Raw genomic sequence first — 24,016 nt, forward strand, 5'->3', positions numbered from 1 at the left:
CCTCCCCATGGAACGGGGAGCAGGCAGGTTTCGTCGCATCGTCCCCTCCCCATGAAATGGGGAGGGGGACCGCGAAGCGGTGGAGGGGTTTTCGACGTCCCACAGGCGCTTGCAATGCGGCCGAGACCCCCTCCGTCACGTCGCTGAAGAAGCGCCGCGCCACCTCCCCATGAAATGGGGAGGAGCCAGGAACGATTAGCCGCGGATTCGGTCTCTGGCGGTCGAGGCGATGAAGGTCAGCACGACATCCAGGTTCACCCGCACCTGTTCCGCCGGAATGCGGATGACGGCGATTTCCTGTCGTTCCAGCCAGCGTGTGCGTCGGGCATCGTGGTCGCCCCGGTCGATGTGGGTTTCGCCGTCGACCTCGATCGCCAGCGTCGCTTCGGCGCAATAGAAGTCGAGCACATAGACGCCGACCGGATGCTGGCGGCGGAACTTCAGGCCATCGAGCGCGCGGCGGCGCAGGTGGACCCACAACCGAGCCTCCGGCGGAGTCAACCTGCGCCGCAATACCCTTGCTCGCGACACAGACCCTTCGTGCGTCAAGACCCCCTCCACCGCTTCGCGGTCCCCCTCCCCACGAGTGGGGAGGAGATTATCGCCCACCCGTTTGCGACCCACTCAAGGGAGTGGATTATGGCGATGCTCAGCGGTTTGTCCTAAACATCCGCGTTCGAGCCTGCACCGGACCCGCCTTGACCCTACCGACCGACACGCCTTCGAAAATCCCCGCTTGGGTGTGTGCGCCGGGCGTGTTGAAGGTTCCGTTCCTCGACGTGTTTCTGGCCGATTACGACCTGCGGCGCCTGTCGGGGGATGATGTGCGGGCGGTGCTGGGTTGGGGGATGAAGCCGACGGCGGCGGCGGGGCGACGGTGGGCCGGGAAGAACGGGCGGCCCTATGTGGCGCTGGAGGACGGGTTTCTGCGGTCGGTCGGGATCGGCGAGGCGGGGGCGACGAGCCTCAGCCTGATCGTGGATGACATCGGCGTCTATTACGATGCGACGCGGCCCAGCCGGCTGGAGCATCTGATCGCGGGCGCCGACGACTGGTGCGACGCGGCCATGGCGGCGCGGGCGCGGGGTCTGATCGACCGGATCGTCGCCTCGGGGGTGTCAAAGACCAATATGGGCGGGCCGCTGGACGCCGGGCTGCTGAAGCCCGGTCGCCGGGTGCTGATCGTGGATCAGACGTTTGGGGACGCCTCCATCGCCCATGGCCTCGCGACGGCCGGGAGCTTCGACGAGATGATCGCCGCCGCGCGGCGCGACGAGCCGGACGCCCAGCTGATCGTCAAACGCCATCCGGCGGTGGCGGCGGGGCGAAAGCGCGGATGCGTCACCGACCTGGACGGCGTCACCCTGATCGACGCCGATGTGCGGCCCGCCGACCTGCTGGCGGCGGTGGATGCGGTCTATTGCGTGACCTCGGCCCTGGGGTTCGAGGCCCTGTTGCGGGGGCTGCCGGTGCGGTGTTTCGGGGCGCCCTTCTATTCCGGCTGGGGCCTGACGACCGATGCGGTCCAGACCGGACGGCGCGGCGCGGCGCGGTCCATCGAACAGGTCGCCGCCGCCGCCCTGATCGCCTACAGCCGCTATGTCGATCCGGTCACGGGCCAAAGGTGCGAGGCCGAACAGGCGCTGGAACGGTTGATCGCGCTGCGCGACCGGGCCGACCGGCTGGCGGGGTGGTGGTCGGCGGTCGGGTTCGCGCCCGCCAAGCGCCCGCCGGTGCGACGCCTGCTGAACTCGCCCAAGGCGACGATGCGCTATTTCATGTCGCCCTCGCGCGCCGCCGCCCATGCGAACGCGACCGACGGCCGGCTGATCTGGTGGGCGGGCAAGGAGAGCGAGGCGACGCGCCAGGCCGCCGCCGGTTTCGACGGCCCCACGGTGCGGATGGAGGACGGCTTCATCCGCTCGCGCGGTCTGGGGTCCGATTTCGTCGGCGCCCTGTCGGTCGCCCTGGACGATCAGGGCGTCTATTACGACCCGTCGCGGCCCTCGCGGCTGGAGACCCTGATCGAGGCGTCGGACCTGTCGCCGGTTCAGCTGGCGCGGGCGGCGGGCTTGCGGACCCGCGTGGTCGATGCGGGCCTGTCGAAATACAATCTGAAGGGGCAGGCGCCGACCGGGTGGCCCAATGATCGCGACATCCTGCTGGTGGTCGGTCAGGTGGAGAACGACAAGTCGATCCTGCTGGGCTGCGAAGCCGATCTGAACACCAACTCGGCCCTGGTCGAGGCGGCGCGGCGCGATCATCCGAACGCCTTTCTGGTCTATCGCAACCATCCCGACGTTCTGGCGGGCAACCGGCCGGGGCGGCTGGACGCCGGGGCCATGGCCTCGGTCGATGCGGTGGGCGACGGGCTGGACATCGTGGACTGCCTGAACGCCTGTCGGCGGGTGGCGACCCTGACCTCCCTGACGGGGTTCGAGGCCCTGATGCGGGGCAAGGCGGTGTCGGTCTATGGCCGCCCCTTCTATGCCGGATGGGGGCTGACCGACGACCGGCTGGGGTTCGAACGCCGCAGCCGCCGAGCGACGGTCGATCATCTGGTCCACGCCGCCCTGATCGCCTATCCCCTCTATGTCACGCCCGAGGGCTGGCCCTGCGAGGCCGAGGATCTGGTGGACCGGCTGATCGCCGCGCGCGACCAGCCGACGCCAAGGGCGCCGCGCGGTCAGGTGCAGCGTTGGGCGGCGGGGATCGTCGCCAGTCTCGACCGCAGGCCGCCGCCGTCCTATTAAGGGGGTTCGTAAAGGAAACCCGCTTCCCGTGACCCACGCCGTCATCGCCGCCACCGGCCTCTTCACCCCCGAACAGTCGGTGTCCAACGCCGAATTGGTCGACAGCTACAACGCCTGGGCCGACGGCTGGAACGCCCGCCACGCCGCCCGGATCGAGGCCGGCGAACTGGAGGCGAAATCCCATTCCTCGCCCGAGTTCATCGAAAAGGCGTCGGGCATCAAGAGCCGGTTCGTGCTGGACAAGGCCGGGATCATCGACCCCGAGCGGATGGCCCCGAACCTGGCCGAACGGTCCAACGACGAACTGTCGATCCTGGCCGAGATGGCGGTCAAGGCGGCGCGTCAGGCGATCGCGGCCTGGGGCAAGCCGGTCTCGGAGATCGGCGCCGTCCTGTGCGCCGCATCGAACATGCAGCGCGCCTATCCGGCCATCGCCATCGAGGTTCAGCAGGCGCTGGGGATCGAGGGTTTCGCCTTCGACATGAATGTGGCGTGCAGTTCGGCGACCTTCGGCATCAAGACGGCGACGGACTTCATCGGCGGCGGTTCGGTCAAGGCCGTGCTGATGGTCAACCCCGAGGTCTGTTCGGCCCATCTGAACTTCACCGACCGCGACAGCCATTTCATCTTCGGCGACGTGGCGACGGCGGTGATCGTGGAATCGTCCGACACGGCGGGGCCGGGCGGCTGGGACGTGCTGGGCACGCGGCTGAAGACGACCTTCTCGAACAACATCCGCAACAACTTCGGCTTCCTGAACCGCAATGCGCGCGACACCGCCCATCTGGACAGCCCCCAGGCGGACGACAGCGTCCAGAACGACAAGCTGTTCATCCAGCAGGGCCGCAAGGTGTTCCGCGACGTGGTGCCGATGGTGTCGGACATGATCGTGGATCACGCGGGCGAGCTGGGCGTCGATCCGCACGGGCTGAAGCGGCTGTGGCTGCACCAGGCCAACATCAATATGAACACGATGATCGGCAAGAAGGTGCTGGGGCGCGAACCGTCGTCGGACGAGAACGTCATCATCCTGGACGACTACGCCAACACCTCCTCGGCCGGGTCGATCATCGCCTTCCACCTGCACAACGACGGGTTCGCGCAGGGCGAGACGGGCCTGATCTGCAGCTTCGGCGCCGGCTATTCGGCCGGGACCGTCTTCGTTCGCAAACGCGCCTGACGCCCGAGGGGCGGCGTCAGCCGGCCGGGCGCGCGCCGGTCGGATGCGCCGCCTTCCATTCCATCGCGCGACGGATGCGGTTCTCGACGCTGGGGTGGTCGTAGAACAGGAACTCCTCCACCGCCGAGGGCGACGGGGCGCGGTATTCGGCCGTCTTGATCAGGGCCCTGGACAGGCCGTCCGGTTCATTGGCGTGAACCAGGGAGAAGTGATCCGCGTCCTCCTCCATCGTCCGCGTCATGGTGGCGAAGACCGGCGTGGCCAGCACGCCCAGGAAGGCCAGCACCAGCGCCAGCACCGGCAGGCCCGCCGGATCGGAAATATCCCCGACGCGATCCGCCCTCAGCAGACGATGGGCCACCGGATACAGCCGATCCGTCAGCCAGAAGCCCAGCGCCGACAGGACGACCAGCACGCCCACCGTCCACAGGATATGGACATGGGCGTAGTGGCCCATTTCGTGCCCGACCACCCCGCGCACCTCCGCCAGGTCCGCGCCCTGTTTGAACATGGTGTCGCTCATGGCCACCCGCGCCGTGCCGAACAGGCCCGAGACATTGGCGGTGTAGCGGTCGGACTGTTTGGAGCCGTCGTATATGAAGATCTTGTCCGACGGCGTGCCGGTCTGTTTGGCCAGGGCGACCACGGCGTCGCGCACCGGGCCGTTCGGGGCCGGCGTATAGGTGTTGAAGATCGGCTCTATCACCAAGGGCGACAGCACCAGGCCGACGACGATGAAGGCCGCCGTCACCCCCGCCGCCCATGCCCACCAGAACCGACGCGCCCGGCGGATCAGGGCGTAGATCGCCATCATCATCAGGCCCGTGACGACGACCGAAATCGCCGCGCCGATGGCCGCCTCGCCCAGCCAGCCGCCCAGGGCCTGGCTGGTCAGGCCGTACTGTTTCTCGCGCCACCAGCTTTCGTAGATCGACCACGGCAGGGTCAGAAGCCAGCTGAGCGCCGCATAGACCACGGCCACGACGAAACTGGCCAGCACCGGGCGGCGACGCCGCCGCTCGATCCGCTCGCGAAGCCTGACCAGCAGGCCCATCCGCACGATGACGAAGGCGACCAGCACCGAAACCAGGAAACTCCACAGGATCAGCCAGTGCGATCCGTGGGTGTAGGCGACCGCGCGGGCCGTCTCCTGGGGCGACAGCGTCGCCAGCCATTGGGCCGTCGCGGCCGCTGCATCGAAAGTTTTCATCGCCTGTCCTCTGTTGACAGAACCAAAGGCTTCGACCGACGTTCTGTCAGGTTAATTCGTGGCAATGCTGATTCTTTCGCGGTCACGCTTGAAACTGTCACGTGTTTTTGTCACCCATTCTCCCGTCGAGAACAGGGGACATCCCAGATGGCTCACAACACGCCCAAGCAGGTGCTGGAAAGCCTGGCCAAGGACATCGCCGCCGTGCTGAAAAGCATGGGCGGTTCGGCGCATCAGAACATGGTGGTCGATTGCGTCGCCGCCATGAAGCGCCAGCGCGGCGAGGCGGTCAATCCGCCCGATCTGCGCCAGAAGATCATCGAAGCCTTCGAACAGTATCGCGACTGGTTCGTGCGCCCGTTCGGCGAGGGCTCGCAACGCTGGGCCCTGGCCGGCGACTTCGCCTGACATCCCCTGAAAAGACGAAAGGCGCGCTCCTTGCGGAGCGCGCCTCGTCATTTGACCTGATCGTTCGGATCAGAAGCGACGGATGTAGCTGACCGAATAGGCGTCGGCCTTGCCCGCGTCGTCGCGGTAGTCGCGGCGTGTCCAGTCGGCGCGCACGCCGTTCACGCCGTCCACGAAGTAGTTGGCGCCCGCGCCATAGTTCCAGCTGTCGCCGCCGACGTCGGTGTTGGCGCCGGGGAACTTCTGCTTCAGCTCGGTGTGGCCGTAACCGCCGCGCGCGAACAGCTCCAGCTTGTCGGAGACCGGCACCTTGCCGACCACGTAACCGGCGGCGTCCCACTCCTGCTTGATCTCGCCATCGACGCCGGCGACGGTGAAGTCGTCATGTTTGACGCCGACCGAAGCTTCGGTCTCGACGGCCAGGTAACGGTTCAGGTTCACGCCCAGACGACCCGTGACGGCGCCGGTCGTTGCATTGTCGCCTTCAAGATGAGTGTAGCCCAGCGAGCCGTAACCACGCGGTTCGGGATTGGTCTGAGCAAATGCCGGCGCGGCGATTGCGGAAACGGCGACGGCGGCGAGAAGAATGTTACGCATTGTTTCTTATTAACTCCTAGATGTGATGACCAGGTCGATCATCAGCCCCATCCAGCGAGTGCTTAAATAGGTCACGCCCTCTTCTGTTCCAGAGGATGTCAAACGCTGCGAATGCCTGTTGACGCCAAGACACACACGGCGTTCCGTCAAGATTGGCGGCTTTGTGACGAACACGAAAAAAGGGCGGCCTCGTCTGAGACCGCCCTTTCGATGGTTTCACCCCCGTCATCCTCGGGCTTGACCCGAGGATCGGCGGTTCCGCCGCTGATGCGATGACGGGGTGTGTGGCCCCTACCGATCCTTCTCGCGCTCGATGTTCAGCGCGGCCTGGGCGGCGGCGAGGCGGGCGATCGGCACGCGGTAGGGCGAGCAGGAGACGTAATCCAGCCCGGCCTTTTCGCAGAAGGCGATGGACGACGGATCGCCGCCGTGTTCGCCGCAGATGCCCAACTTGACCTCGGGCCGCACGGCGCGACCGCGCTCGGCGGCGATCTCGATCAGGCCGCCGACGCCGTCCTGGTCCAGGCGCACGAAGGGATCGGTCTCGAAGATGCCCTTGTCCAGATAGGCTTGCAGGAACCGGCCGGAGTCGTCGCGCGAAATGCCGAACGTCGTCTGGGTCAGGTCGTTGGTGCCGAAGCTGAAGAACTGGGCGTATTCGGCCAGATCGCCCGCGCGGATGGCGGCGCGGGGCAGTTCGATCATGGTGCCGACCAGATAGTCCACGCTGTCGCCCGCCTCCTCGAACACGGCTTTGGCCGTGCGGTCGGTCAGTTCGCGCAGATATTTCATCTCCAGACCCAGGGCGACCAGCGGGTGCATGATCTCCGGGATCGGCGCCTGGCCCGAGGTCTTCTTGACCTCCAGCGCGGCCTCCAGCACGGCCCGGACCTGCATCTCGTAGATTTCAGGATAGGCCACGCCCAGGCGGCAGCCGCGATGGCCCAGCATGGGGTTGGTCTCGTGCAGCTCCTTGGCCCGACGCTTCAGCTTGTCCGCGTCGATGCCGGACGAGGCGGCAAGGGCGTCGATGTCCTCGTCCGTGTGCGGGATGAACTCGTGCAGCGGCGGGTCCAGCAGGCGCACCGTGACCGGCAGGCCCGCCATGATGGTGAACAGCTCCACGAAGTCCGACTTCTGGAACGGGGCGATCTTGGACAGGGCCGTGCGGCGGCCCTTCTCGTCGTCGGCCAGGATCATCTCGCGCACGGCGGCGATGCGGCTGTCGTCGAAGAACATATGTTCCGTGCGGCACAGGCCGATGCCCTCGGCGCCGAAACCGCGCGCGGTCTTGGCGTCCAGCGGCGTCTCGGCGTTGGCGCGGACCTTCAGGCGACGGACCTTGTCGGCCCAGCCCATCAGGGTCTGGAAGTCGCCGGTCAGCTCCGGCTCGATCATCGGCACGGCGCCGTCCAGCACCTCGCCCTTCGATCCGTCGATGGTGATGATCTCGCCGGCCTTGAAGGTGCGGCCGCGCGCGGTGAACACGCCCCGGGCCTCGTCGATATGGATTTCACCGGCCCCCGAGACGCAGGCCCGGCCCATGCCGCGCGCCACCACGGCGGCGTGGCTGGTCATGCCGCCGCGCGCCGTGACGATGCCGCGCGCCGCGTGCATGCCGTGGATGTCCTCCGGGCTGGTTTCCTCGCGCACCAGGATGACCGCCTCGCCCATTCCGGCGGCGCGCTCGGCCTCGTCGGCGTCGAAGACGATCTTGCCGGTCGCCGCGCCGGGCGAGGCCGGCAGGCCGGCGGCGACCACGGTGCGGGCCGCATCGGGGTCCAGCGTCGGGTGCAGCAGCTGGTCCAGCGCCGACGGCTCGACCCGGCTGATGGCCTCTTCCTGAGAGATCACGCCCTCGGCGGCCAGATCGACCGCGACCTTCAGCGCCGACTTGGCCGTGCGCTTGCCGTTGCGGGTCTGCAGCATCCACAGCCGGCCCTGTTCGACCGTGAACTCGATGTCCTGCATGTCACGATAGTGGCTCTCCAGCGTGTTCACCACCGTCACGAACTGGCCGAACACCTCGGGCATGGCCTCTTCCATCGAGGGGGCGGTCTCGCCCATCTCCTCGCGGCCGACCTTGGTCAGGCTCTGCGGCGTGCGGATGCCCGCCACCACGTCCTCGCCCTGGGCGTTGATCAGGAACTCGCCGTACAGGCGCGCCTCGCCGGTCGAGGGGTTGCGGGTGAAGGCCACGCCCGTCGCGGATGTCTCGCCCATGTTGCCGAACACCATCGACTGGACGCTGACGGCCGTGCCCCAGCTTTCGGGGATGTCGTGCATCCGGCGATAGAATTTCGCCCGGTCGTTCATCCAGCTGGCGAAGACGGCGCCGATCGCGCCCCACAGCTGGTCCCTGGGGTCCTGCGGGAAGGCGTGACCCAGTTCACGCTCGACCACGGCCTTGTAGTCGGCGACCACCTTTTGCCAGTCCTCGGCGGTCAGGTCGGTGTCGACGGTGACGCCCAGACGATCCTTGTGCTGGTCCAGCACCTCCTCGAAATCGTCGTGGCTGAGGCCCAGCACCACGTTCGAATACATGGTGATGAAGCGGCGATAGGAGTCGAAGGCGAAGCGGCGGTCGCCCGACAGGGTCGCCAGACCCTCGACCGTCTGGTCGTTCAGGCCCAGGTTCAGCACCGTGTCCATCATGCCGGGCATCGACGCCCGCGCGCCCGACCGCACCGAGACCAGCAGCGGATTGGCCACGTCGCCGAACACCTTGCCGACGATGCCCTGCACCTTCTCCAGCGCCGCCTGGACCTGGGCCTCCAGATCGGCCGGATAGGTCTCGTTGTTGGCGTAATAGTGGGTGCAGACCTCGGTGGTGACGGTGAAGCCCGGCGGAACCGGCAGGCCCAGCGACGACATCTCGGCCAGATTGGCGCCCTTGCCGCCCAGAAGGTTCTTCATCGACGCATCGCCGTCGGCGGAGCCTCCGCCGAAGCCGTACACCCACTTGGTCATCTTGCAGTCCCTGAGCTTTTCGGATCGTCCGGCGGGTTGCCCCCGCTCGCACATGCAGCACGATCTAGCGCGGCGGGACCGGCTTGGAAATGGCGGATGTAACAATCCGTGACCGGAGGGACGGTTTGTGGTCCGCCCGCGCCAGCAAGGCCTTAGCCTGGTCCAGATGAAGCCGTTCGACCATCGCGCCATCCACGCGGATCGCGCCCAGCCCCTCGGCCTCGGGGGCGGCGAAGGCGGCGACCACGGCGCGGGCCTGGGCGATCTCGGCTTCAGACGGGGAGAAGGCGGCGTTGGCGGGGGCGATCTGGGACGGGTGGATCAGGCTCTTGCCGTCGAAGCCGTACAGCCGCCCCTGGGCGGCCTCGGCGGCCAGGCCGTCCGTGTCGTCGATCCGGTTGAACACCCCGTCGATGGCCAGCAGGCCGTTGGCCCGGGCGGCGGCGACCAGCAGCGCCAGCCACGGCTTGAACGGCTCGCGATCCGGCGACACGCCGGTTCCCAGCGCCTTGGCCAGGTCGTTGACGCCCAGCATCAGTCCGTCCAGAGCGCCGTCCGCCGTGGCGATGTCGGCAAGCGCCATGAGGGCGCGCGGCGTCTCGATCATGGCCCACAGGGCGCAGCCCCTGGCCAGGTCGGCGGACAGGGCGTGGACGGCCTCGGGCGTCTCCACCTTGGGTGCGACGACCAGCGTGGCCCCCGCCGCCTTCATCGCCGTCAGGTCGTCCAGCCCCCAGTCGGTGTCCAGGCCATTGATCCGAACGCCCAGGCGTGGCCCGAACCCGCCGTCCCGAACCGCCGCGACGGCGGCGTCACGGGCGCCAGCCTTGGCCTCGGGCGCCACCGCATCCTCCAGGTCCAGAACGGCGACATCGCAATCCAGCGTCCGCGCCTTCTCGATCGCCCGCGCATTGGAGGCGGGCAGATAAAGGACGCTGCGGACCCGGTCGCTGCGCATCAGACGCGGCCCGTGACGGGCACCAGGGCGCCGGTCATGGCCCGGCTGTCGGGCGAGGCCAGGAACAGGATCACCGCGGCCAGATCGGCCGGCGCGACCCAGGTCGCCGGGTCGGCGTCGGGCATCTCCTTGCGGTTCGCCGGTGTGTCGATGATCGACGGCAGGACGGCGTTGACGGTGACGGTGGTGGTCTTCAGCTCCTCCGCCAGCGCCTGGGTCAGGGCGTGGACCCCGGCCTTGGCCGCGCCATAGGCCCCCATGCCGGCCCCGGCCTTCAGCGCGGCGGCCGATCCGATATTGACGATCCGCCCCTCGGGCGCGGCCTTCAGCGCGGGCAGGGCGGCGCGGCTGGCGTTCAGCGCCGTGGTCACGTTCAGGGCGTGCATCCGGTCCCAGGCCGGCGCGGCGTCGTCGGTCGTCTGCCAGACGAAGCCGCCGGCGATGTTCAACAGGGCGTCCAGCCGCCCGAACCGTGCGATCACCATGTCCACGGCCTTCTGCGCCTGATCGGCGTCGGTCAGGTCGATCCCGCCGATCTCCAGCACGCCCTCGGGCACGGCGTGGCCCGCCGCATGGTCGATGACGGCGACTTGCCAGCCGGCCGTCAGCGCCGCCGCCAGCACCGCCCGCCCCAGGACGCCGTGTCCGCCCGTGATCGCCACTGTCCGCTGCATCGTCCGATCCTTCCTCTCGCCGGGGACCATAGAGCCGGACACGGCGGGATCAACCGGCGGCGAACACCCGCGCCATCAGACGCTCCAGCGCGACCTGATCCTCGGCGTCGAAGGCGGCCGGGGTCGTCGCATCCACGTCGAACACGGCGATCAGGGCGCCCGACGCATCGCGCACCGGAACCACGATCTCGCTGGCCGAGCGGCTGTCGCAGGCGATGTGGCCGGGAAAGGCGTGGACGTCCTCGACCAGCTGCGTCCGGCCCGTCGCCGCCGCCGCCCCGCACACTCCGCGCCCGAAGGCGATGCGCAGGCACCCCAGCGTCCCCTGATAGGGCCCGACCACCAGCTCGTCCGCCTTGTCCGGGGCCACGACATAGAAGCCGGTCCAGAAATAATGCTCGAAGGCGTCGGCCAGCATCGAGGCCACCGTCGCCATCCGCGCCGTGACATTCGGCTCGCCGTCCAGCACCGCCAGGATTTCGGCCTCGACCTCGGCATAGCGCGCGGCCTTGTCGGCGGGGCGGTCGGTGCGGGCGACATAGGCCATGGGAGACTCCGAAAGCGATCAGGCGCCCATATAGGGCCGTCCGCCCGGCAAGGGGAGGGCAGGCGTGCGGCCCGCGTGCGTCCGTGATTTCCTGGGCGGCGTCGGAACCCGCCCTGACAACTGTCGTTGTGCCCTCAAAGGAGAACACAATGTTGAAATGGGCTTTGATTTTCGCAGTAATCGCCATCGTGGCGGGCCTGCTGGGCTTTGGCGGTATTGCGGGCGCGGCGGCCGGCATCGCCAAACTTCTGTTCGTCGTGGCCCTGATCGTCTTCGCGGTCTTCCTGGTGCTGGGCTTCACCGTCGCCAAGAAAGTCACCTGACGTTCAGGTCATTTCGATCCGATGCGGCGGCTCCTCGGGGCCGCCGTTTTCGTTTGAGGGAGGGTGGTAGGCCCGGAGGGACTCGAACCCCCAACCAGACCGTTATGAGCGGTCGGCTCTAACCATTGAGCTACAGGCCCCCAAGGCGCGCCTCGGCGGAAGAGGTCTCGCCTAGCAGGCGCGGACGCGGCTTGCCAAGCGAGGGCGCGCCGGAAGCGCATCTTTCGTCGAATTCACGAAGATGAACGGAAACTGCAAAGGCGCGACAGGCGTTCATTCAGCCGAGAACGGCCAAGGTCCAGGCAACGGATCGACGAGCCCGTCGCTTCTGGATCGAATACGGAGACGAACCGCATGACCCGCACCCTGACGGCCCCCGCCAAACGCCTGACCACGCCCGCGTTGAAGACGCTGGCCCTGGGCGGCGCGGTCGCCGCCGCCGCCTTCATGGCCGCCGCCACGCCGCGCGCCATGGCCCAGACCGCCGAACCGTCCATGGGAGCCATGCACATGATGCAGCCCGCGCCGTCGCTGAACCTGTCGGCCTATGGCGAGGTCAAGACCGCGCCCGACATGGCCACCATCACCTTCGGCGTCCAGACCGAGGCTCCGACCGCCCAGGCCGCCATGCGCGACAACGCCGCCCAGATGACGCGGGTCGTCGCCGCCCTGCGTCGCGCAGGGATCGCCGAACGCGACATCCAGACCTCGGGCCTGAACCTGTCGGCCCAGTATGACTATCAGCAGAACGAGCCGCCCAAGCTGCGCGGCTATCAGGCGGTCAACCGCGTCACGGTGGTCATCAACGACCTGACCAAGGTGGGAACGACGGCCGACGCCGTGGTGGCGGCCGGCGTCAATCAGATCGACGGCATCAGCTTCGGCCTGAAAGACCCGACGGCGGCCGAGAACCAGGCGCGTCAGCTGGCCGTCCGCAACCTGCAGGCCAAGGCCCAGTTGTACGCCCAGGCGCTGAATGTCCCGCTGTCGGGCATCCGCAACCTGACCGAGGGCGGCGGCTATGCGCCCCAGCCGCCGATGCCGATGTTCGCCCGCGCCCAGATGGCCTCGGCCGATTCGGCGACCCCGGTGTCGGCCGGCGAACTGACGGTGAGGATCGACATCACGGGCGTTTACGACATCGGCCGTTGATCTGATCGGCGAGTAAGAAGGAAAGGCCCGCCGGCGACGGCGGGCCTTTTGCATGGTGAACGCCCCGCCGTCATTCCGGGGCTGAGCGCAGCGAAGAACCCGGAAACCAGGGCCGCCGTCACGGCGCCGGATGCTCATCGAGCCGGAAAAGCCCCCTGGATTCCGGGTTCGTCCTTTGGACGCCCCGGAAGGACGACGCGCTTTTTTTCAACCGCCTTGGTCGCATTGCGACGTGGCCAGCCACCCACGGTCGCATTCTGCGACAGCTTCATTTGACGGCGGCGGCGCGCCCCCTATGCTGGCTCGGCCATTTCCGGCCTGCGAGCGCGCGTTTTCTCATCCGATGAAGCAATTCTTCCTGACGGTCCTGGGTGTCTTCACCGGGCTGATCCTGTTCGTGGTCGTCGTGCCCGTGGTCCTGCTGACGGTCGCCGTCGCCTCGTCGTCCAAGCCGACGATCCCGGTCAATACGGTGCTGGAGCTGGATCTGCGCGGCGGGATCACCGACCAGCCCTCGTCCAATCCGTTCGCGGCTTTCGGCGGTTCGGGCCTGGCCCTGACCCAGGTGGTCGACGGCCTGCATCAGGCGCAGGGCGACAGCAGCGTCAAGGCCGTGCTGATCCGCCTGCCCGAAAGCGGGATGACCCCCGCCACCGCCGACGAACTGCGCCAGGCCATCCATCGCTTCCGCAACTCCGGCAAGCCGGTCATCGCCCACAGCCAGGGCTTCGCGCCCGCAGGGGCCGTGATGTCCACCTATATGGTCGGGGCCTCGGCGTCCGAGCTGTGGATGCAGAACACCGCCGGCTTCCAGGCCGTGGGCTTCTCGGCCGACAACCTGTTCCTGGGCCGCGCCTTCCAGAAATACGGCGTGAAGCCCGAGTTCGAGCAGCGCTACGAATACAAGAACGCCGTCAACGAATACACCCAGAGCGATTACACCGGCCCCCACCGCGAGGCCATGACCGCCTGGATGACCTCCATCTACGACACCGCCCTGGCTAACGCCGCCAAGGACCGCAAGACCACGGCCCCGGCGCTGAAGACCCTGGTCGAGGCCGGCCCCTATACGGCCGATCAGGCGCTTTCCAGCAAGCTGATCGACAAGGTGGGCCAGGTCGAGGAAGCCGAGATCGCCGTCAAGGCCCGCGCGGGCCGGGGCGCCGAGATCGTCGAGTTCGGCAAATATCTGAGCCAGAAGGGCGAACGCACAGGCTCGGGCCGCAACGCCATCGCCATCGTGGGCGGCGAGGGGGCCATCGTCACCGGCCGGGGCGGCGGGGGCGGCTTCGGCGGCGGCGCCTCCATCCATTCCGACGACACGGCCGAGGCCATCTACGACGCCATCGAGGACAAGGACGTGAAGGCCATCGTCTTCCGCGTCTCCTCGCCCGGCGGCTCGCCCGAGGCGTCCGAACAGATCCTGGCTGCCGTGCGCGCGGCGCGGGCGGCGGGCAAGCCGGTGGTCGTCTCCATGGGCGCCTATGCGGCCTCGGGCGGCTATTGGGTCAGTTCGGAGGCCGACTGGATCGTGGCCCAGCCTACCACCCTGACCGGCTCCATCGGCGTGTTCGGCGGCAAGTTCGTTCTGGCCGACGCCTTGGGTCGGTTCGGAGTCGACATGCGCGGCCTGACGGTGGGCGGCGAATACGCCGACGCCTTCTCGCCCGGCCAGAGCTTCACCCCGGCCCAGCGCGCGGCCTTCTCGGGCCAGATGGACCGCATCTACGACGCCTTCATCAGCCGCGTCGCGACGGGCCGCAAACTGTCGCCCGAACGGGTGCGCGAAATCGCCAGGGGCCGTGTCTGGACCGGCGCCCAGGCCCTGCCGCTGGGGCTGGTCGATCAGATGGGCGGCCTGACCGAGGCGGTGGCCAAGGCGAAGGCGCTGGCCAAAATCCCCGCCGACCAGTCCGTGCGCTTCAAGCATTTCCCCAAGGAGAAGTCGCCGTGGGAGGCCATTTCCGAGATGTTCGGCGTCCAGACCGAGGCCGCCAAGGCCCTGGTCATGCTGGGCGGGGTGATGGCCGATCCCCAGGCCCAGGCGGTGATGCAGCGGGTGAACAGCGACCGGATGCGCAGCCAGGGCGCCGTGGTCCTGGCCGACCAGCCGATGTTCTGACGGAGGGCGAGAGCGCGGCGGTGCGCCGCAGTCCATTGACCGCAAGGCCCGATGGACCGACATTGCGGTTCAGGCGTTCCCCGGATCGCCTGAAAGGATTATCCATGTTCCAGCCTGAACGTCTCGCCAGCCTCGGTCTGGCCGCCCGTCGCCGCCCCAACGGCATCGTCGCCTCGGTGATGTGGCTCGCCGGCATGATCGCGGCCGTCGCGGCCATGGCCGTGGGCGCGGTTCTGACCGTCTTCACGGCGGCGGCGGTGGCGGTGATCGCCCTGTTCGCCGGGGTGCTGGTCTTCCTGGTCGGTCTGGTCATGCGGACGCGGCGGAACATGACGCCGCGCCGTCGCGCCGGCGATCCCGACCTGATCGAGGCGCACAAGGTTGACGGCGCCTGGGTCGCCTATGGCTGGGAGCGCAACGGCCGCTGAGCCGACGCCTTCCATGATCGCCTTCCCATGATCGCCTCCATCGACGCGCCTTCGCCCAATTTCGACGCGCGCCGTGCGCCGCCGGACATGCTGGTTCTGCACTATACGGGGATGCAGACGGGAGAGGCCGCGCTGGCGCGTCTGCGCGACCCCGAGGCCAAGGTTTCGGCCCATTATCTGGTCGAGGAGGACGGGCGCATCTTCCAGCTCGTCCCCGAGGAACGCCGCGCCTGGCACGCCGGTCGCGGCGTCTGGCAGGGCGAGGACGACTGCAACTCGGCCTCGATCGGCATCGAGATCGTCAATCCGGGCCACGAGTTCGGCTATCGCGACTTTCCCGAGGCCCAGATCGCGGCTGTAATCGCCCTGGTCGCCGACATCCGCAGCCGCTGGACCATTCCCGACGGCCGGATCATCGCCCATTCCGATCTGGCGCCGGATCGCAAGGAAGACCCCGGCGAACGGTTCCCCTGGAAACGTCTGGCCGAGGCGGGGCATGGCCTGTGGTTCGAACCGGCCCCCGAACGCATCCAGGCCCTGGGCGGGCTGTTGCAGAAGGGGGATCAGGGCATCGGCGTCATCGTCCTGCGCGCCGGCCTGCATCGGCTGGGCTATGGCCTGACGCCCGGCGGCGACTATGACGCGGATACGGAAACCGCCGTCCGCGCCTTCCAGCGCCACTGGCGTCCCGGCCGCGTCGACGGCGTCGCCGACGGCGAAACCCGCGCCCGCCTGGTCGGCCTGCTCCAACTCGCCAGCGCCGAAAGCGTCACGGGCGTGCTGAACTAGGGTTCGGATCGGTCCTGGAAGGGGCCATAAACCCGGATCACTGCGATACGCCGAGCGGCCTCATCGACCTGATAGAAGATGCAGTGACCTTCGACCGGCCTCTCACGCATCCCGTAGTCGCCGACCGGCCATCGCAACGGCGCATCCTTCAGATCAAGCAGGGCTCTATTGATCCTGCTGTAGCGTGCAGACCCACGCAAGCCGCTGCCCGGCTGCATCAGCCAGGCTTTGGCCTGCCGAATGTCCTGTTGGGCGCGCGTAGCGATCCTCAGCGCATATCGACGCGCCATTCAGCGTGCGGAGTCCTCTGCTTCCGCGATTTCGCCTTCCAGCCAACGGTCGGCCTCTTCGCCTTCGATGAATCGACCGGCGGCGATGTCGGCCAAACCTTCATTCAGGAATACGCGCATGCGCCCCAGCCGCGCCTCGCGTTCGACTGGCTTTTCGTCGTCGTGGGTGGATTTCGGAACAGCGGAGGCCATGACGCGATCATATCGCAATCGGCGCGATCATGCATCGCCGATATTGACCCCTTCGGTCGCAAGGCGCATCTAGCGCGCGCCAGACGGCTGGGCGGTCGCGGCGGACTTCGCGTCCGTCGAGGAAAGTCCGGGCTCCACGGTGAAAAGGCGGCGGATAACTTCCGCCCGGGGCGACCCGAGGGATAGCGCCACAGAAAGCAAACCTCCGGCCTTGCGAGGCCGGTAAGGGTGAAAGGGTGGGGTAAGAGCCCACCGCGGACCTGGCAACAGGGACGGCATGGCAAGCCCCGCCTGGAGCAAGACCAAATAGGGACATCGCGCGGGCTCGCTCGCGGGGCTCACCGCCTCAGATGTCCGGGTAGGTCGCGAGAACCGATCAGCAATGGTCGGTCCAGAGGAATGATCGTCGCCGTTCTCAGGAACGGAACAAAACCCGGCTTACAGGCCGTCTGGCATATTTTTCTTGGCCTACCGCGCTTCGCGCTACTTGAGGCCATTTGTTGGGTCTATCGGCCTTCGGCCTGCTTGACGCCCATTGGGTGGTTGCGGCGGGCGTTGTGGCGGCCTCGATCCGCGTTCGTATTATCCCCGCATTTCGGTGTTCTGGCGCGGCTTCGGCGGGTTTGCTGCCGTTAACCTATTGTCTGTTCAACGAAGGTTAGAACGCCTCACAGGCTGTGAATACTTCGTCTGTTCTGTGTATGTTCCGGCTCTATAGCCGTGTTCAGGTCGCCACACGTCAAAACATGGTTAAAACTTGGTCTCAATCCCATTGAGGCCCATTTCATCCCATGCTATCCCACAATCATGATTTGGGGCTGATAAGGCGTGCGCGGTGGGCGTGCGTCAGGCATCTAGGGACGGGCCGAAGGGTCCGATTGGGCAGGGCGTGTTTCTCTCGACCTACGAGAAGCAGCTGGACGGCAAGCGCCGTCTCCTGATCCCCAACGATTTCCGCACGACCGAAAACGGCGCCGCCGGCGGCGTGTTCATCTTTCCCTCTATCGAGGCCGACTGCCTGGAGGCGGGCGGCGACCGTCTGTTCGCCGTCTATGCCGAGATGATCGAATCCCTGCCGTTCGGCTCCGAGGAGCGTTCGGCGCTGGAGTGGCAGGTGATGGGCGAACAGGTGCGCCTGTCCTATGACGCGGGCGGTCGGATCACCCTGCCGGAAGGTCTCTGCGCCGAGGCGGGCCTGGGCGACACTGTCGTCATCGTCGGTCTGAACGACCGTTTCCAGATCTGGTCGCGCGAGAAATGGGCGGCCCGCCGCGCCGAGCAGCGCGCCCTGGCCAAGGCTGGCATGGCCCAGATCGGCGCTCTGAAACTTCAGGCCCAGATGAAGCTGGCGGGAGGCGGGTCGTGACCGAGGCGCCGCACGCTCCTGTCCTTCTGGCCGAGGTGATCGAGGCCCTGTCGCCCGCGCCCGGCGACGTGATGATCGACGCCACCTTCGGCGCCGGCGGCTATACGCGCGCCATCCTGAAGACCGGCGCCCGGGTCGTCGCCCTGGATCGCGACCCGACGGTCCAGCCGCACGCCGAGGCCGTGGCGAACGATTTTCCGGGCCGGTTCCAGCTGATCCGCACCCCCTTCTCGGGGCTGGCCCAGGCGTTCGCCGACAGCGGGAAGGCCCGGCTGGACGGCGCCGTCTTCGACATCGGCGTTTCGTCCATGCAGCTGGACCAGGCCGAGCGCGGCTTTTCCTTCATGCGCGACGGCCCGCTGGATATGCGGATGTCCGATGAGGGCGCGACCGCCGCCGACATCGTCAACACCTGGGATCACGGCCCGCTGGCCCACATCTTCAAACTGTATGGCGAGGAGCGTCAGTCGGGCCGCGTCGCCACCGCCATCCTGCGCCGCCGCGTCGAACGGCCCTTCACCCGCACGCTCGATCTGGCCGAGGTCGTCGAAAAGGCCCTGGGCGGCCGTCGCGGCGCGCCGATCCATCCGGCGACGCGCGTGTTCCAGGCCCTGCGGATCGCCGTGAACGACGAGTTGGGCGAGCTGGAGCGCGGGCTGGAGGCGGCCGAGGCGACGCTCGCTCCCGGTGGACGCCTCGCCGTCGTCACCTTCCATTCGCTGGAAGACCGCATCGTCAAGGCCTTCCTGACCGAACGCACGGGCAATGCGCCCGCCGGTTCGCGCCACGCCCCCATGGCCGTCGATCCGCGCAAGCCCAGCTTCGCGCTGCAATTCAAGGGCGCGCGGGAGGCGGGCGACGCGGAGCGTTCGACCAACCCTCGCGCCCGCTCGGCCAAGCTGCGGGCCGCCGTCCGCACCGAAGCCCCTGCCTGGGGCCGGATCGATGGGAGAGCGGCGGCATGACCACGGCGCCCTTCTTCACCTATTCCCGCTCGGCCCTTCAGCGTCTGTTCGACTGGAAGGTGCGCGGCGTGCGCTGGATCGAGATCATCGGCGTGGCCCTGGTCGCGATCATGATCGTGTCCGTCTATGCCGCCAAGGCCGCCGCCGCGCGCGAAAGCAGCCGCATCGCCCAGCTGGAGCAGGACATCCGCGAGAACGGCCAGCGGGTCCGCCTGCTGCGCGCCGAGGTCGCCCGTCTGGAGCAGCCGTCCCGTCTGGAGGCCCTGTCGCGCCAGATCGGCATGGCCCCGGTCGACGTCCATCGCCAGGCCGGGGAGGGGCAGCTGACCGCCCTGAAACCGACCGCCCCCGCCGCCAAACCGGCCGCCGCCCCCGCTGCGGCCCCGGCCGTATCCGACGAAGCCGCGCCCGCGCCCGCACATGAGGCGCTGCAATGAGCGTTCAGGACCATCGCTATCACCGCCCCGCGCCGGGCGGCGACTTCCAGGAGCGGCTGCAGGGCCGCCTGTCGCCTTTCTGGCGCTGGCTGTCGGAACTGGTCTGGCGGCTGGAGCATGGGTTCGAACGCGCCCGCGCCGACGCCCGGCCGGAAGAGGACACCCGCGTCCGCATCTTCCTGATCCTGACGGTCTTCTCGTGCGTCTTCGCCGGACTGGCGCTGGGCGCCTCCTACAAGGCGCTGCTGGCGCCCGGCGGCGGGCGCGGCGCGGGCCTCAATCCCGACGCCCTGGTGCGCGGCGACCTGACGGATCGCAACGGCGAACTGCTGGCCAGCAACATCGTCCACTACGGCCTCTATATCGACCCGGCCGAGATCTGGGATCGCGACCTGGCCTATCGCCAGATCCGCCGCGCCCTGCCGCGCATCTCCAGCGACCGGCTGAAGCGTGTTCTGGCCGGCGACCGCCGCCTGATCGCCCTGACCGGCCTGACGCCCCAGGAAAAGGCCGCCGTTCACGATCTGGCCCTGGGTGGCGTGACCTTCGAGCCCGAGGATCGCCGCGCCTATCCGCTGGGAACCTCGGCCGTCCACCTGATCGGCGACGCCGACACGGGCGGGCAGGGGGTGTCCGGCGCCGAACTGGCCTTCAACGACGAAATCCGCGCGGCGGGCCAGCGGGGCGAGGTCTTCCCCCTGTCCATCGACCTGCGCGTCCAGGGTGTGCTGGAAAACGAGCTGGAAGCCGCCGCGATCAAGAACCAGGCCAAGGGCGCCGTGGGCATCGTCACCGACGTCCAGACCGGCGAGGTGCTGGGCATGGCGTCCTGGCCGACCTTCAACTCGGCCAATCGCGGCGCGGCGCCAGACGGCGCGACGCTGAACCGCGCCGTCTCGGGTCACTATGAGATGGGGTCGGTGTTCAAGACCTTCACCGTCGCCGCCGGCCTGGACACCGGCCGCGCCGACATGAACACCCTGTTCGACGCCTCCCAGGCCTTCCAGATCGGCGACCGCAAGATCAAGGACTTCCACGCCCAGAACCGGGTGATGACCCTGGAAGAGGTCTATCTGCACTCCTCCAACATCGGCACCTCGCAACTGGCGGTGCAGATGGGGCCGGACGTGATGCGCAGCTATTTCCAGCGGCTGGGCCTGCTGGACGCCGCGAAGATCGAGCTGAAGGAATCGGCCAAGCCCGTCGTGCCGCGCCGCTGGGACAACTCGACCCTGGCGTCGCTGTCGTTCGGCTACGGCATCATGATCACCCCGGCCCAGATGATCCAGGCCATGGGCGCCCTGACCAACGGCGGGCGGATGATCCCCCTGTCCCTGCGCAAGGGCGGCGCCCGCAACGTCCAGCCCCAACAGGTCGTCACCGAGGAAACCTCGCGCACCATCCTGGACCTGATGCGCCGCAACGTGGTCAAGGGTTCGGGCGGTTTCGCCGACGCGCCCGGCCTGCGGGTGGGCGGCAAGACCGGCTCGGCCAACAAGCTGGTCGGCGGCCGTTACGACCCCAGCCACGCGCTCGGCTCCTTCGCGGCGGTCTTCCCCGTCGACGGCCCGCTGAACGGCAAACGCTACGCCATCCTGATCGTGATGGACGAGCCGGGGACCTATCCCAAGACCGGCGCCTATGTCGCCGCGCCCGCCGTCAGGAACATCGCCGACCGCATCGCCGGCTTCCTGGGCGTGGAGCGGCGCGAGGACCGCTGGCGCACCGCCATGGGCGAGAAGGTGCCTGAATATCAGGACGTGGCGGGGGACGGGCTGTGAGCGCGCTTCACCTGTCCGACCTCTTGCGCCGCGACGTGACGTCCGACCCCGTCATCACCGGCGTCACCGCCGACAGCCGCAAGGTCGCGCCCGGCGCCCTGTTCGTCGCCCTGCCGGGCAGCGCCGCCGACGGCCGCGCCTTCATCCCCCAGGCCCTGGCCCAGGGCGCCGCCGCCGTCCTGGCCCCCGCCGACACGCCCGAGGGCGCAGCCCCGGTCCTGGTCACGTCGGGCGACGTGCGCCGGGCCTACGCCATCGCCGCGCGCGGCTTCTACGGCGCCCAGCCCAGGACCTGCGTGGCCGTGACCGGCACCAACGGCAAGACCTCGGTCGCCGCCTTCTGCCGCCAGATCTGGGCCGGCGTCGGCCATCGCGCGGCCAGCATGGGCACGCTGGGCGTCGTCGGTCAGCAGGGGCGCGACACCTACGCCCTGACCGGCCCCGGCCTGACCAGCCCCGACGCCGCCGAGGCTGCGCGCCTGATGGCCGAACTGGCCAAAAAGGACGTCACCCACGTCGCGCTGGAGGCTTCGTCCCACGGCATCGACCAGCGCCGGCTGGACGGGGTGGCGCTGAAGGCCGCCGCCTTCACCAACCTGACCCAGGATCATCTCGATTATCACGGCACGATGCAGGACTATCGCGCCGCCAAGATGCGCCTGTTCGAGACCCTGCTGCCGCGCGGCCGCACCGCCGTCCTGAACGCCGATTCCGACGCCTATTCCGCCTTCGCCTCGGCCTCCATCATGGCCGGGCTGGGGGTGATGGCGGTGGGCGAGCGGGGCCGTGACCTGACGCTGATCGGCCGCACGGCGACGCCGGAGGGCCAGCGCCTGACCCTGGACGTGCGGGGCCAGGTCCGCGACATCCTGCTGCCGCTGGCCGGCGCCTTCCAGGCCTCCAACGCCCTGGTGGCGGCGGGCCTGTGCATCGCGGCGGGCGATGCGCCCGACGCCGCGATCGGCGCGCTGGAAGGTCTGACGGGCGCGCAGGGGCGGCTGCAACGCATCGGCGCCGAGACGGGGCGTGGCGAGGTCTATGTCGACTACGCCCACACCCCCGACGGGCTGGAGACGGTGCTGAACGCCCTGCGTCCCCATGCGACCGGCCGTCTGATCGCGGTGTTCGGCGCTGGCGGCGACCGGGATCGCGGCAAACGGCCCCTGATGGGCGCCATCGCCGGGCGTCTGGCCGACATCGCCATCGTCACCGACGACAATCCCCGCTCCGAAGACCCCGCCGCCATCCGCGCCGAGGTCCGCGCCGGCTGTACCGAGGCGCTGGAGATCGGCGACCGTCGCGCCGCCATCGCCGCCGCCGTCGAAATGATGCGCGAAGGGGATGTGGTGGTCATCGCCGGAAAAGGGCATGAACAGGGTCAGATCGTCGCGGGCGTGACCCACCCCTTCGACGACGCCGCTGTCGCGTCCGAGGCCCTGTCCCTTTATGCCTGATACCATCGCCCGCCCGCTCTGGACGGCCGCCGAAGTCGCCGCCGCCACGGGCGGCGTGCTGCACGGCGACGACCGCCCGATCACCGGCGTCACCTACAACAGCCGCGAGATCGTCCCCGGCGACCTGTTCCTGGCGCTGAAGGGCGCGCGCGACGGGCATGAGTTCGCGGCGGACGCCTTCGCCGCCGGGGCCGCGACCGCCTTGGTCGAACATCGGGTCGAGGGCGGCCCCTGCGTCGTCGTCCCCAACACCTTGCGCGGCCTCGAAGCCCTGGGCGTCGCCGCCCGCGAGCGCGCCCCCCATGTGAAGCGCGGCGCCGTCACCGGCAGCGTCGGCAAGACCAGCGTGACCCAGGCGATCAAGGCCGGCCTCGACCTCGCCGGTCCTGCTCACGGCTCCATCAAGAGCTACAACAACCACATCGGCGTGCCCCTGACCCTGGCCCGGATGCCGGTCGGGACGCGGCGTGCGGTGTTCGAGATCGGCATGAATGCGCCGGGCGAGATCGCGCCCCTGTCGCGCTTCGTCGCCCCGCACGCCGCCTGCGTCACCACAGTCGGCCCGGTCCATATCGAGGCCTTCGCCGACGGCGAGGCCGGGGTGGCGCGCGAGAAGGCGGCCATCTTCCAGGGGCTGGTCCCCGGCGGAACCGCCGTGGCCAATGGCGACGTGGCCTTCGCCGGGGTTCTGGCCGAGGCCGCCCGCGCGGCGAACGCCCGCCTCGTCGTCTTTGGATCGCAAGCCGGTCATGACGCTCGCCTCGTGGACTTCCGCCCGGATGCCGAGGGCGCGACCGTCACGGTCGAACTGTTCGGTCGGCCGCTGGAATACCGGCTGGCCCAGTCGGGCGCCCACTGGGGGCTGAACAGCCTGTGCGTCCTGGCCATGCTGGACGCGCTGGACGTGCCGCTGGAGACGGGGCTTCAGGCCCTGGCCGCGTTCCAGCCCCTGGCCGGGCGGGGCCAGACGCGCCAGGTGGCCTTAGGCGACGGCGCCTTCACCCTGATCGACGAGAGCTACAACGCCAATCCGCTGTCGATGACCGCCGGGTTCAGGAGCCTGGGCGTCCGCCCTGTCTCGGGCCGTCGCGTGGTGGTCCTGACCGACATGCTGGAACTGGGCGACCAGAGCCGCAGCCTGCACGAGGGTCTGGCCGGTCCCATCGACGCCGCCGGTCTGGATCTGGTCCATGCCGCCGGGCCGCAGATGCGCTGGCTCTACGACGCCCTGCCGGTGTCGCGTCGCGGCCTGTGGCGCGCGACCGCCGCCGAACTGGCCGCCGAGGCGCCCCTGCTGGTCGCGCCCGGCGACGTGGTCATGGTCAAGGGCTCCAACGGCTCCAAGGCCTCGCTGGTGGCCAGGGCGCTGGCGGATCTGCAAAACCGCGACACGGCGTCCGCGACGCGATAGGGGACACCC

24 protein-coding genes, 1 tRNA gene and 1 other RNA gene are annotated in these 24,016 nt (G+C 68.7%); 15 read left to right on the top strand and 11 right to left on the bottom strand.

What is annotated here, in order from left to right:
* Positions 1-195 precede the first annotated feature (195 nt).
* Positions 196-549 carry an endonuclease domain-containing protein gene (locus tag SH203_RS04450; protein WP_234989382.1) on the bottom strand — a complete coding sequence of 118 codons (354 nt, stop codon included), beginning with the start codon at positions 547-549 and terminating at the stop codon, positions 196-198.
* Between the two features lie 149 nt (positions 550-698).
* On the opposite strand from SH203_RS04450, the gene SH203_RS04455 reads away from it, so the two are divergent.
* Both SH203_RS04455 and SH203_RS04460 read left to right on the top strand, forming a co-directional pair.
* Complete coding sequence (locus SH203_RS04455; protein WP_234989383.1) at positions 699-2,753, top strand: capsular polysaccharide biosynthesis protein; 2,055 nt, start codon at positions 699-701, stop codon at positions 2,751-2,753.
* 28 nt (positions 2,754-2,781) lie between these two features.
* Positions 2,782-3,933 (top strand): beta-ketoacyl-ACP synthase III, encoded by a 1,152-nt coding sequence (locus SH203_RS04460; protein ID WP_143275683.1) that lies wholly within the window; start codon positions 2,782-2,784, stop codon positions 3,931-3,933.
* A 16-nt stretch (positions 3,934-3,949) separates the two neighbouring features.
* Here SH203_RS04460 and SH203_RS04465 read toward each other — a convergent pair whose 3' ends face one another.
* A complete protein-coding gene (locus SH203_RS04465) occupies positions 3,950-5,143 on the bottom strand; it encodes a M48 family metallopeptidase (protein WP_087119670.1) in 1,194 nt (397 codons plus the stop codon).
* Positions 5,144-5,290: 147 nt separating this feature from the next.
* On the opposite strand from SH203_RS04465, the gene SH203_RS04470 reads away from it, so the two are divergent.
* The gene (locus SH203_RS04470; RefSeq protein WP_087119671.1) at positions 5,291-5,551 is read left to right on the top strand and encodes a hypothetical protein; all 261 of its coding nucleotides are present in this window, start codon (positions 5,291-5,293) and stop codon (positions 5,549-5,551) included.
* Between the two features lie 69 nt (positions 5,552-5,620).
* Here the strand turns inward: SH203_RS04470 and SH203_RS04475 are convergent, their stop codons facing one another.
* The 5 genes from SH203_RS04475 to SH203_RS04495 all read right to left on the bottom strand — a co-directional run bounded on the left by SH203_RS04475 (position 5,621) and on the right by SH203_RS04495 (position 11,297).
* Positions 5,621-6,148 carry a porin family protein gene (locus SH203_RS04475; protein WP_087119672.1) on the bottom strand — a complete coding sequence of 176 codons (528 nt, stop codon included), beginning with the start codon at positions 6,146-6,148 and terminating at the stop codon, positions 5,621-5,623.
* Between the two features lie 291 nt (positions 6,149-6,439).
* Positions 6,440-9,118, bottom strand: a complete 2,679-nt coding sequence (ppdK, locus tag SH203_RS04480; RefSeq protein WP_087119673.1) for a pyruvate, phosphate dikinase — start codon at positions 9,116-9,118, stop codon at positions 6,440-6,442.
* A gap of 64 nt (positions 9,119-9,182) precedes the next feature.
* Positions 9,183-10,076, bottom strand: a complete 894-nt coding sequence (locus tag SH203_RS04485; RefSeq protein WP_200808810.1) for a CoA ester lyase — start codon at positions 10,074-10,076, stop codon at positions 9,183-9,185.
* The gene (locus SH203_RS04490; RefSeq protein WP_234989384.1) at positions 10,076-10,750 is read right to left on the bottom strand and encodes an SDR family NAD(P)-dependent oxidoreductase; all 675 of its coding nucleotides are present in this window, start codon (positions 10,748-10,750) and stop codon (positions 10,076-10,078) included. The genes SH203_RS04485 and SH203_RS04490 overlap by 1 nt, the downstream gene beginning before the upstream one ends.
* Positions 10,751-10,799: 49 nt before the next feature.
* Positions 10,800-11,297 carry a GAF domain-containing protein gene (locus SH203_RS04495; protein WP_087119675.1) on the bottom strand — a complete coding sequence of 166 codons (498 nt, stop codon included), beginning with the start codon at positions 11,295-11,297 and terminating at the stop codon, positions 10,800-10,802.
* Between the two features lie 149 nt (positions 11,298-11,446).
* Here SH203_RS04495 and SH203_RS04500 point away from each other — a divergent pair, with 149 nt between their 5' ends.
* The gene (locus SH203_RS04500; protein ID WP_087119676.1) at positions 11,447-11,620 is read left to right on the top strand and encodes a DUF1328 domain-containing protein; all 174 of its coding nucleotides are present in this window, start codon (positions 11,447-11,449) and stop codon (positions 11,618-11,620) included.
* Positions 11,621-11,684: 64 nt separating this feature from the next.
* Here the strand turns inward: SH203_RS04500 and SH203_RS04505 are convergent.
* Positions 11,685-11,760 (bottom strand) — tRNA-Ile (locus SH203_RS04505).
* Positions 11,761-11,974: 214 nt separating this feature from the next.
* On the opposite strand from SH203_RS04505, the gene SH203_RS04510 reads away from it, so the two are divergent.
* From SH203_RS04510 to SH203_RS04525, 4 genes are all read left to right on the top strand, one after another.
* Positions 11,975-12,772: an SIMPL domain-containing protein gene (locus SH203_RS04510; RefSeq protein ID WP_087119677.1), complete on the top strand. Its 798-nt coding sequence runs from the start codon at positions 11,975-11,977 to the stop codon at positions 12,770-12,772.
* Positions 12,773-13,115: 343 nt separating this feature from the next.
* The gene (gene sppA / locus SH203_RS04515) at positions 13,116-14,894 is read left to right on the top strand and encodes a signal peptide peptidase SppA (protein WP_087119678.1); all 1,779 of its coding nucleotides are present in this window, start codon (positions 13,116-13,118) and stop codon (positions 14,892-14,894) included.
* Positions 14,895-14,998: 104 nt separating this feature from the next.
* A complete protein-coding gene (locus SH203_RS04520; RefSeq protein ID WP_087119679.1) occupies positions 14,999-15,322 on the top strand; it encodes a hypothetical protein in 324 nt (107 codons plus the stop codon).
* A 27-nt stretch (positions 15,323-15,349) separates the two neighbouring features.
* Positions 15,350-16,111 (top strand): N-acetylmuramoyl-L-alanine amidase, encoded by a 762-nt coding sequence (locus tag SH203_RS04525; RefSeq protein ID WP_087119680.1) that lies wholly within the window; start codon positions 15,350-15,352, stop codon positions 16,109-16,111.
* Here the strand turns inward: SH203_RS04525 and SH203_RS04530 are convergent.
* Both SH203_RS04530 and SH203_RS04535 read right to left on the bottom strand, forming a co-directional pair.
* Positions 16,108-16,401 carry a type II toxin-antitoxin system RelE/ParE family toxin gene (locus SH203_RS04530; RefSeq protein WP_087119681.1) on the bottom strand — a complete coding sequence of 98 codons (294 nt, stop codon included), beginning with the start codon at positions 16,399-16,401 and terminating at the stop codon, positions 16,108-16,110. The two genes, SH203_RS04525 and SH203_RS04530, sit on opposite strands and share 4 nt — an antisense overlap.
* The gene (locus SH203_RS04535) at positions 16,402-16,593 is read right to left on the bottom strand and encodes a hypothetical protein (RefSeq protein WP_143275684.1); all 192 of its coding nucleotides are present in this window, start codon (positions 16,591-16,593) and stop codon (positions 16,402-16,404) included. It lies immediately after the preceding gene.
* 79 nt (positions 16,594-16,672) lie between these two features.
* On the opposite strand from SH203_RS04535, the gene rnpB reads away from it, so the two are divergent.
* An RNA gene (gene rnpB / locus SH203_RS04540) (RNase P RNA component class A) lies at positions 16,673-17,050 on the top strand.
* A gap of 593 nt (positions 17,051-17,643) precedes the next feature.
* Here rnpB and SH203_RS15940 read toward each other — a convergent pair.
* Positions 17,644-17,712 carry a hypothetical protein gene (locus tag SH203_RS15940; protein WP_353738812.1) on the bottom strand — a complete coding sequence of 23 codons (69 nt, stop codon included), beginning with the start codon at positions 17,710-17,712 and terminating at the stop codon, positions 17,644-17,646.
* Here SH203_RS15940 and SH203_RS15945 point away from each other — a divergent pair.
* The 6 genes from SH203_RS15945 to murF are packed head-to-tail and all read left to right on the top strand — an operon-like array spanning position 17,711 to position 24,007.
* Positions 17,711-17,959 carry a division/cell wall cluster transcriptional repressor MraZ gene (locus SH203_RS15945; RefSeq protein WP_375600717.1) on the top strand — a complete coding sequence of 83 codons (249 nt, stop codon included), beginning with the start codon at positions 17,711-17,713 and terminating at the stop codon, positions 17,957-17,959. The genes SH203_RS15940 and SH203_RS15945 overlap by 2 nt on opposite strands.
* Positions 17,956-18,924, top strand: a complete 969-nt coding sequence (gene rsmH / locus SH203_RS04550; protein ID WP_087119684.1) for a 16S rRNA (cytosine(1402)-N(4))-methyltransferase RsmH — start codon at positions 17,956-17,958, stop codon at positions 18,922-18,924. Before SH203_RS15945 ends, rsmH begins: the two co-directional genes overlap by 4 nt.
* Positions 18,921-19,361 (top strand): cell division protein, encoded by a 441-nt coding sequence (locus SH203_RS04555; RefSeq protein ID WP_087119685.1) that lies wholly within the window; start codon positions 18,921-18,923, stop codon positions 19,359-19,361. Before rsmH ends, SH203_RS04555 begins: the two co-directional genes overlap by 4 nt.
* The gene (locus SH203_RS04560) at positions 19,358-21,142 is read left to right on the top strand and encodes a penicillin-binding protein 2 (RefSeq protein WP_087119686.1); all 1,785 of its coding nucleotides are present in this window, start codon (positions 19,358-19,360) and stop codon (positions 21,140-21,142) included. Before SH203_RS04555 ends, SH203_RS04560 begins: the two co-directional genes overlap by 4 nt.
* Positions 21,139-22,596, top strand: coding sequence for a UDP-N-acetylmuramoyl-L-alanyl-D-glutamate--2,6-diaminopimelate ligase (locus SH203_RS04565; protein WP_087119687.1), 1,458 nt, complete (start codon positions 21,139-21,141; stop codon positions 22,594-22,596). Before SH203_RS04560 ends, SH203_RS04565 begins: the two co-directional genes overlap by 4 nt.
* Positions 22,589-24,007, top strand: coding sequence for a UDP-N-acetylmuramoyl-tripeptide--D-alanyl-D-alanine ligase (murF, locus tag SH203_RS04570; RefSeq protein ID WP_087119688.1), 1,419 nt, complete (start codon positions 22,589-22,591; stop codon positions 24,005-24,007). The genes SH203_RS04565 and murF overlap by 8 nt, the downstream gene beginning before the upstream one ends.
* Positions 24,008-24,016: the final 9 nt, after the last annotated feature.

Origin of the sequence: Brevundimonas sp. SH203, assembly GCF_002157625.1 — a bacterium.
Lineage (GTDB): Bacteria > Pseudomonadota > Alphaproteobacteria > Caulobacterales > Caulobacteraceae > Brevundimonas.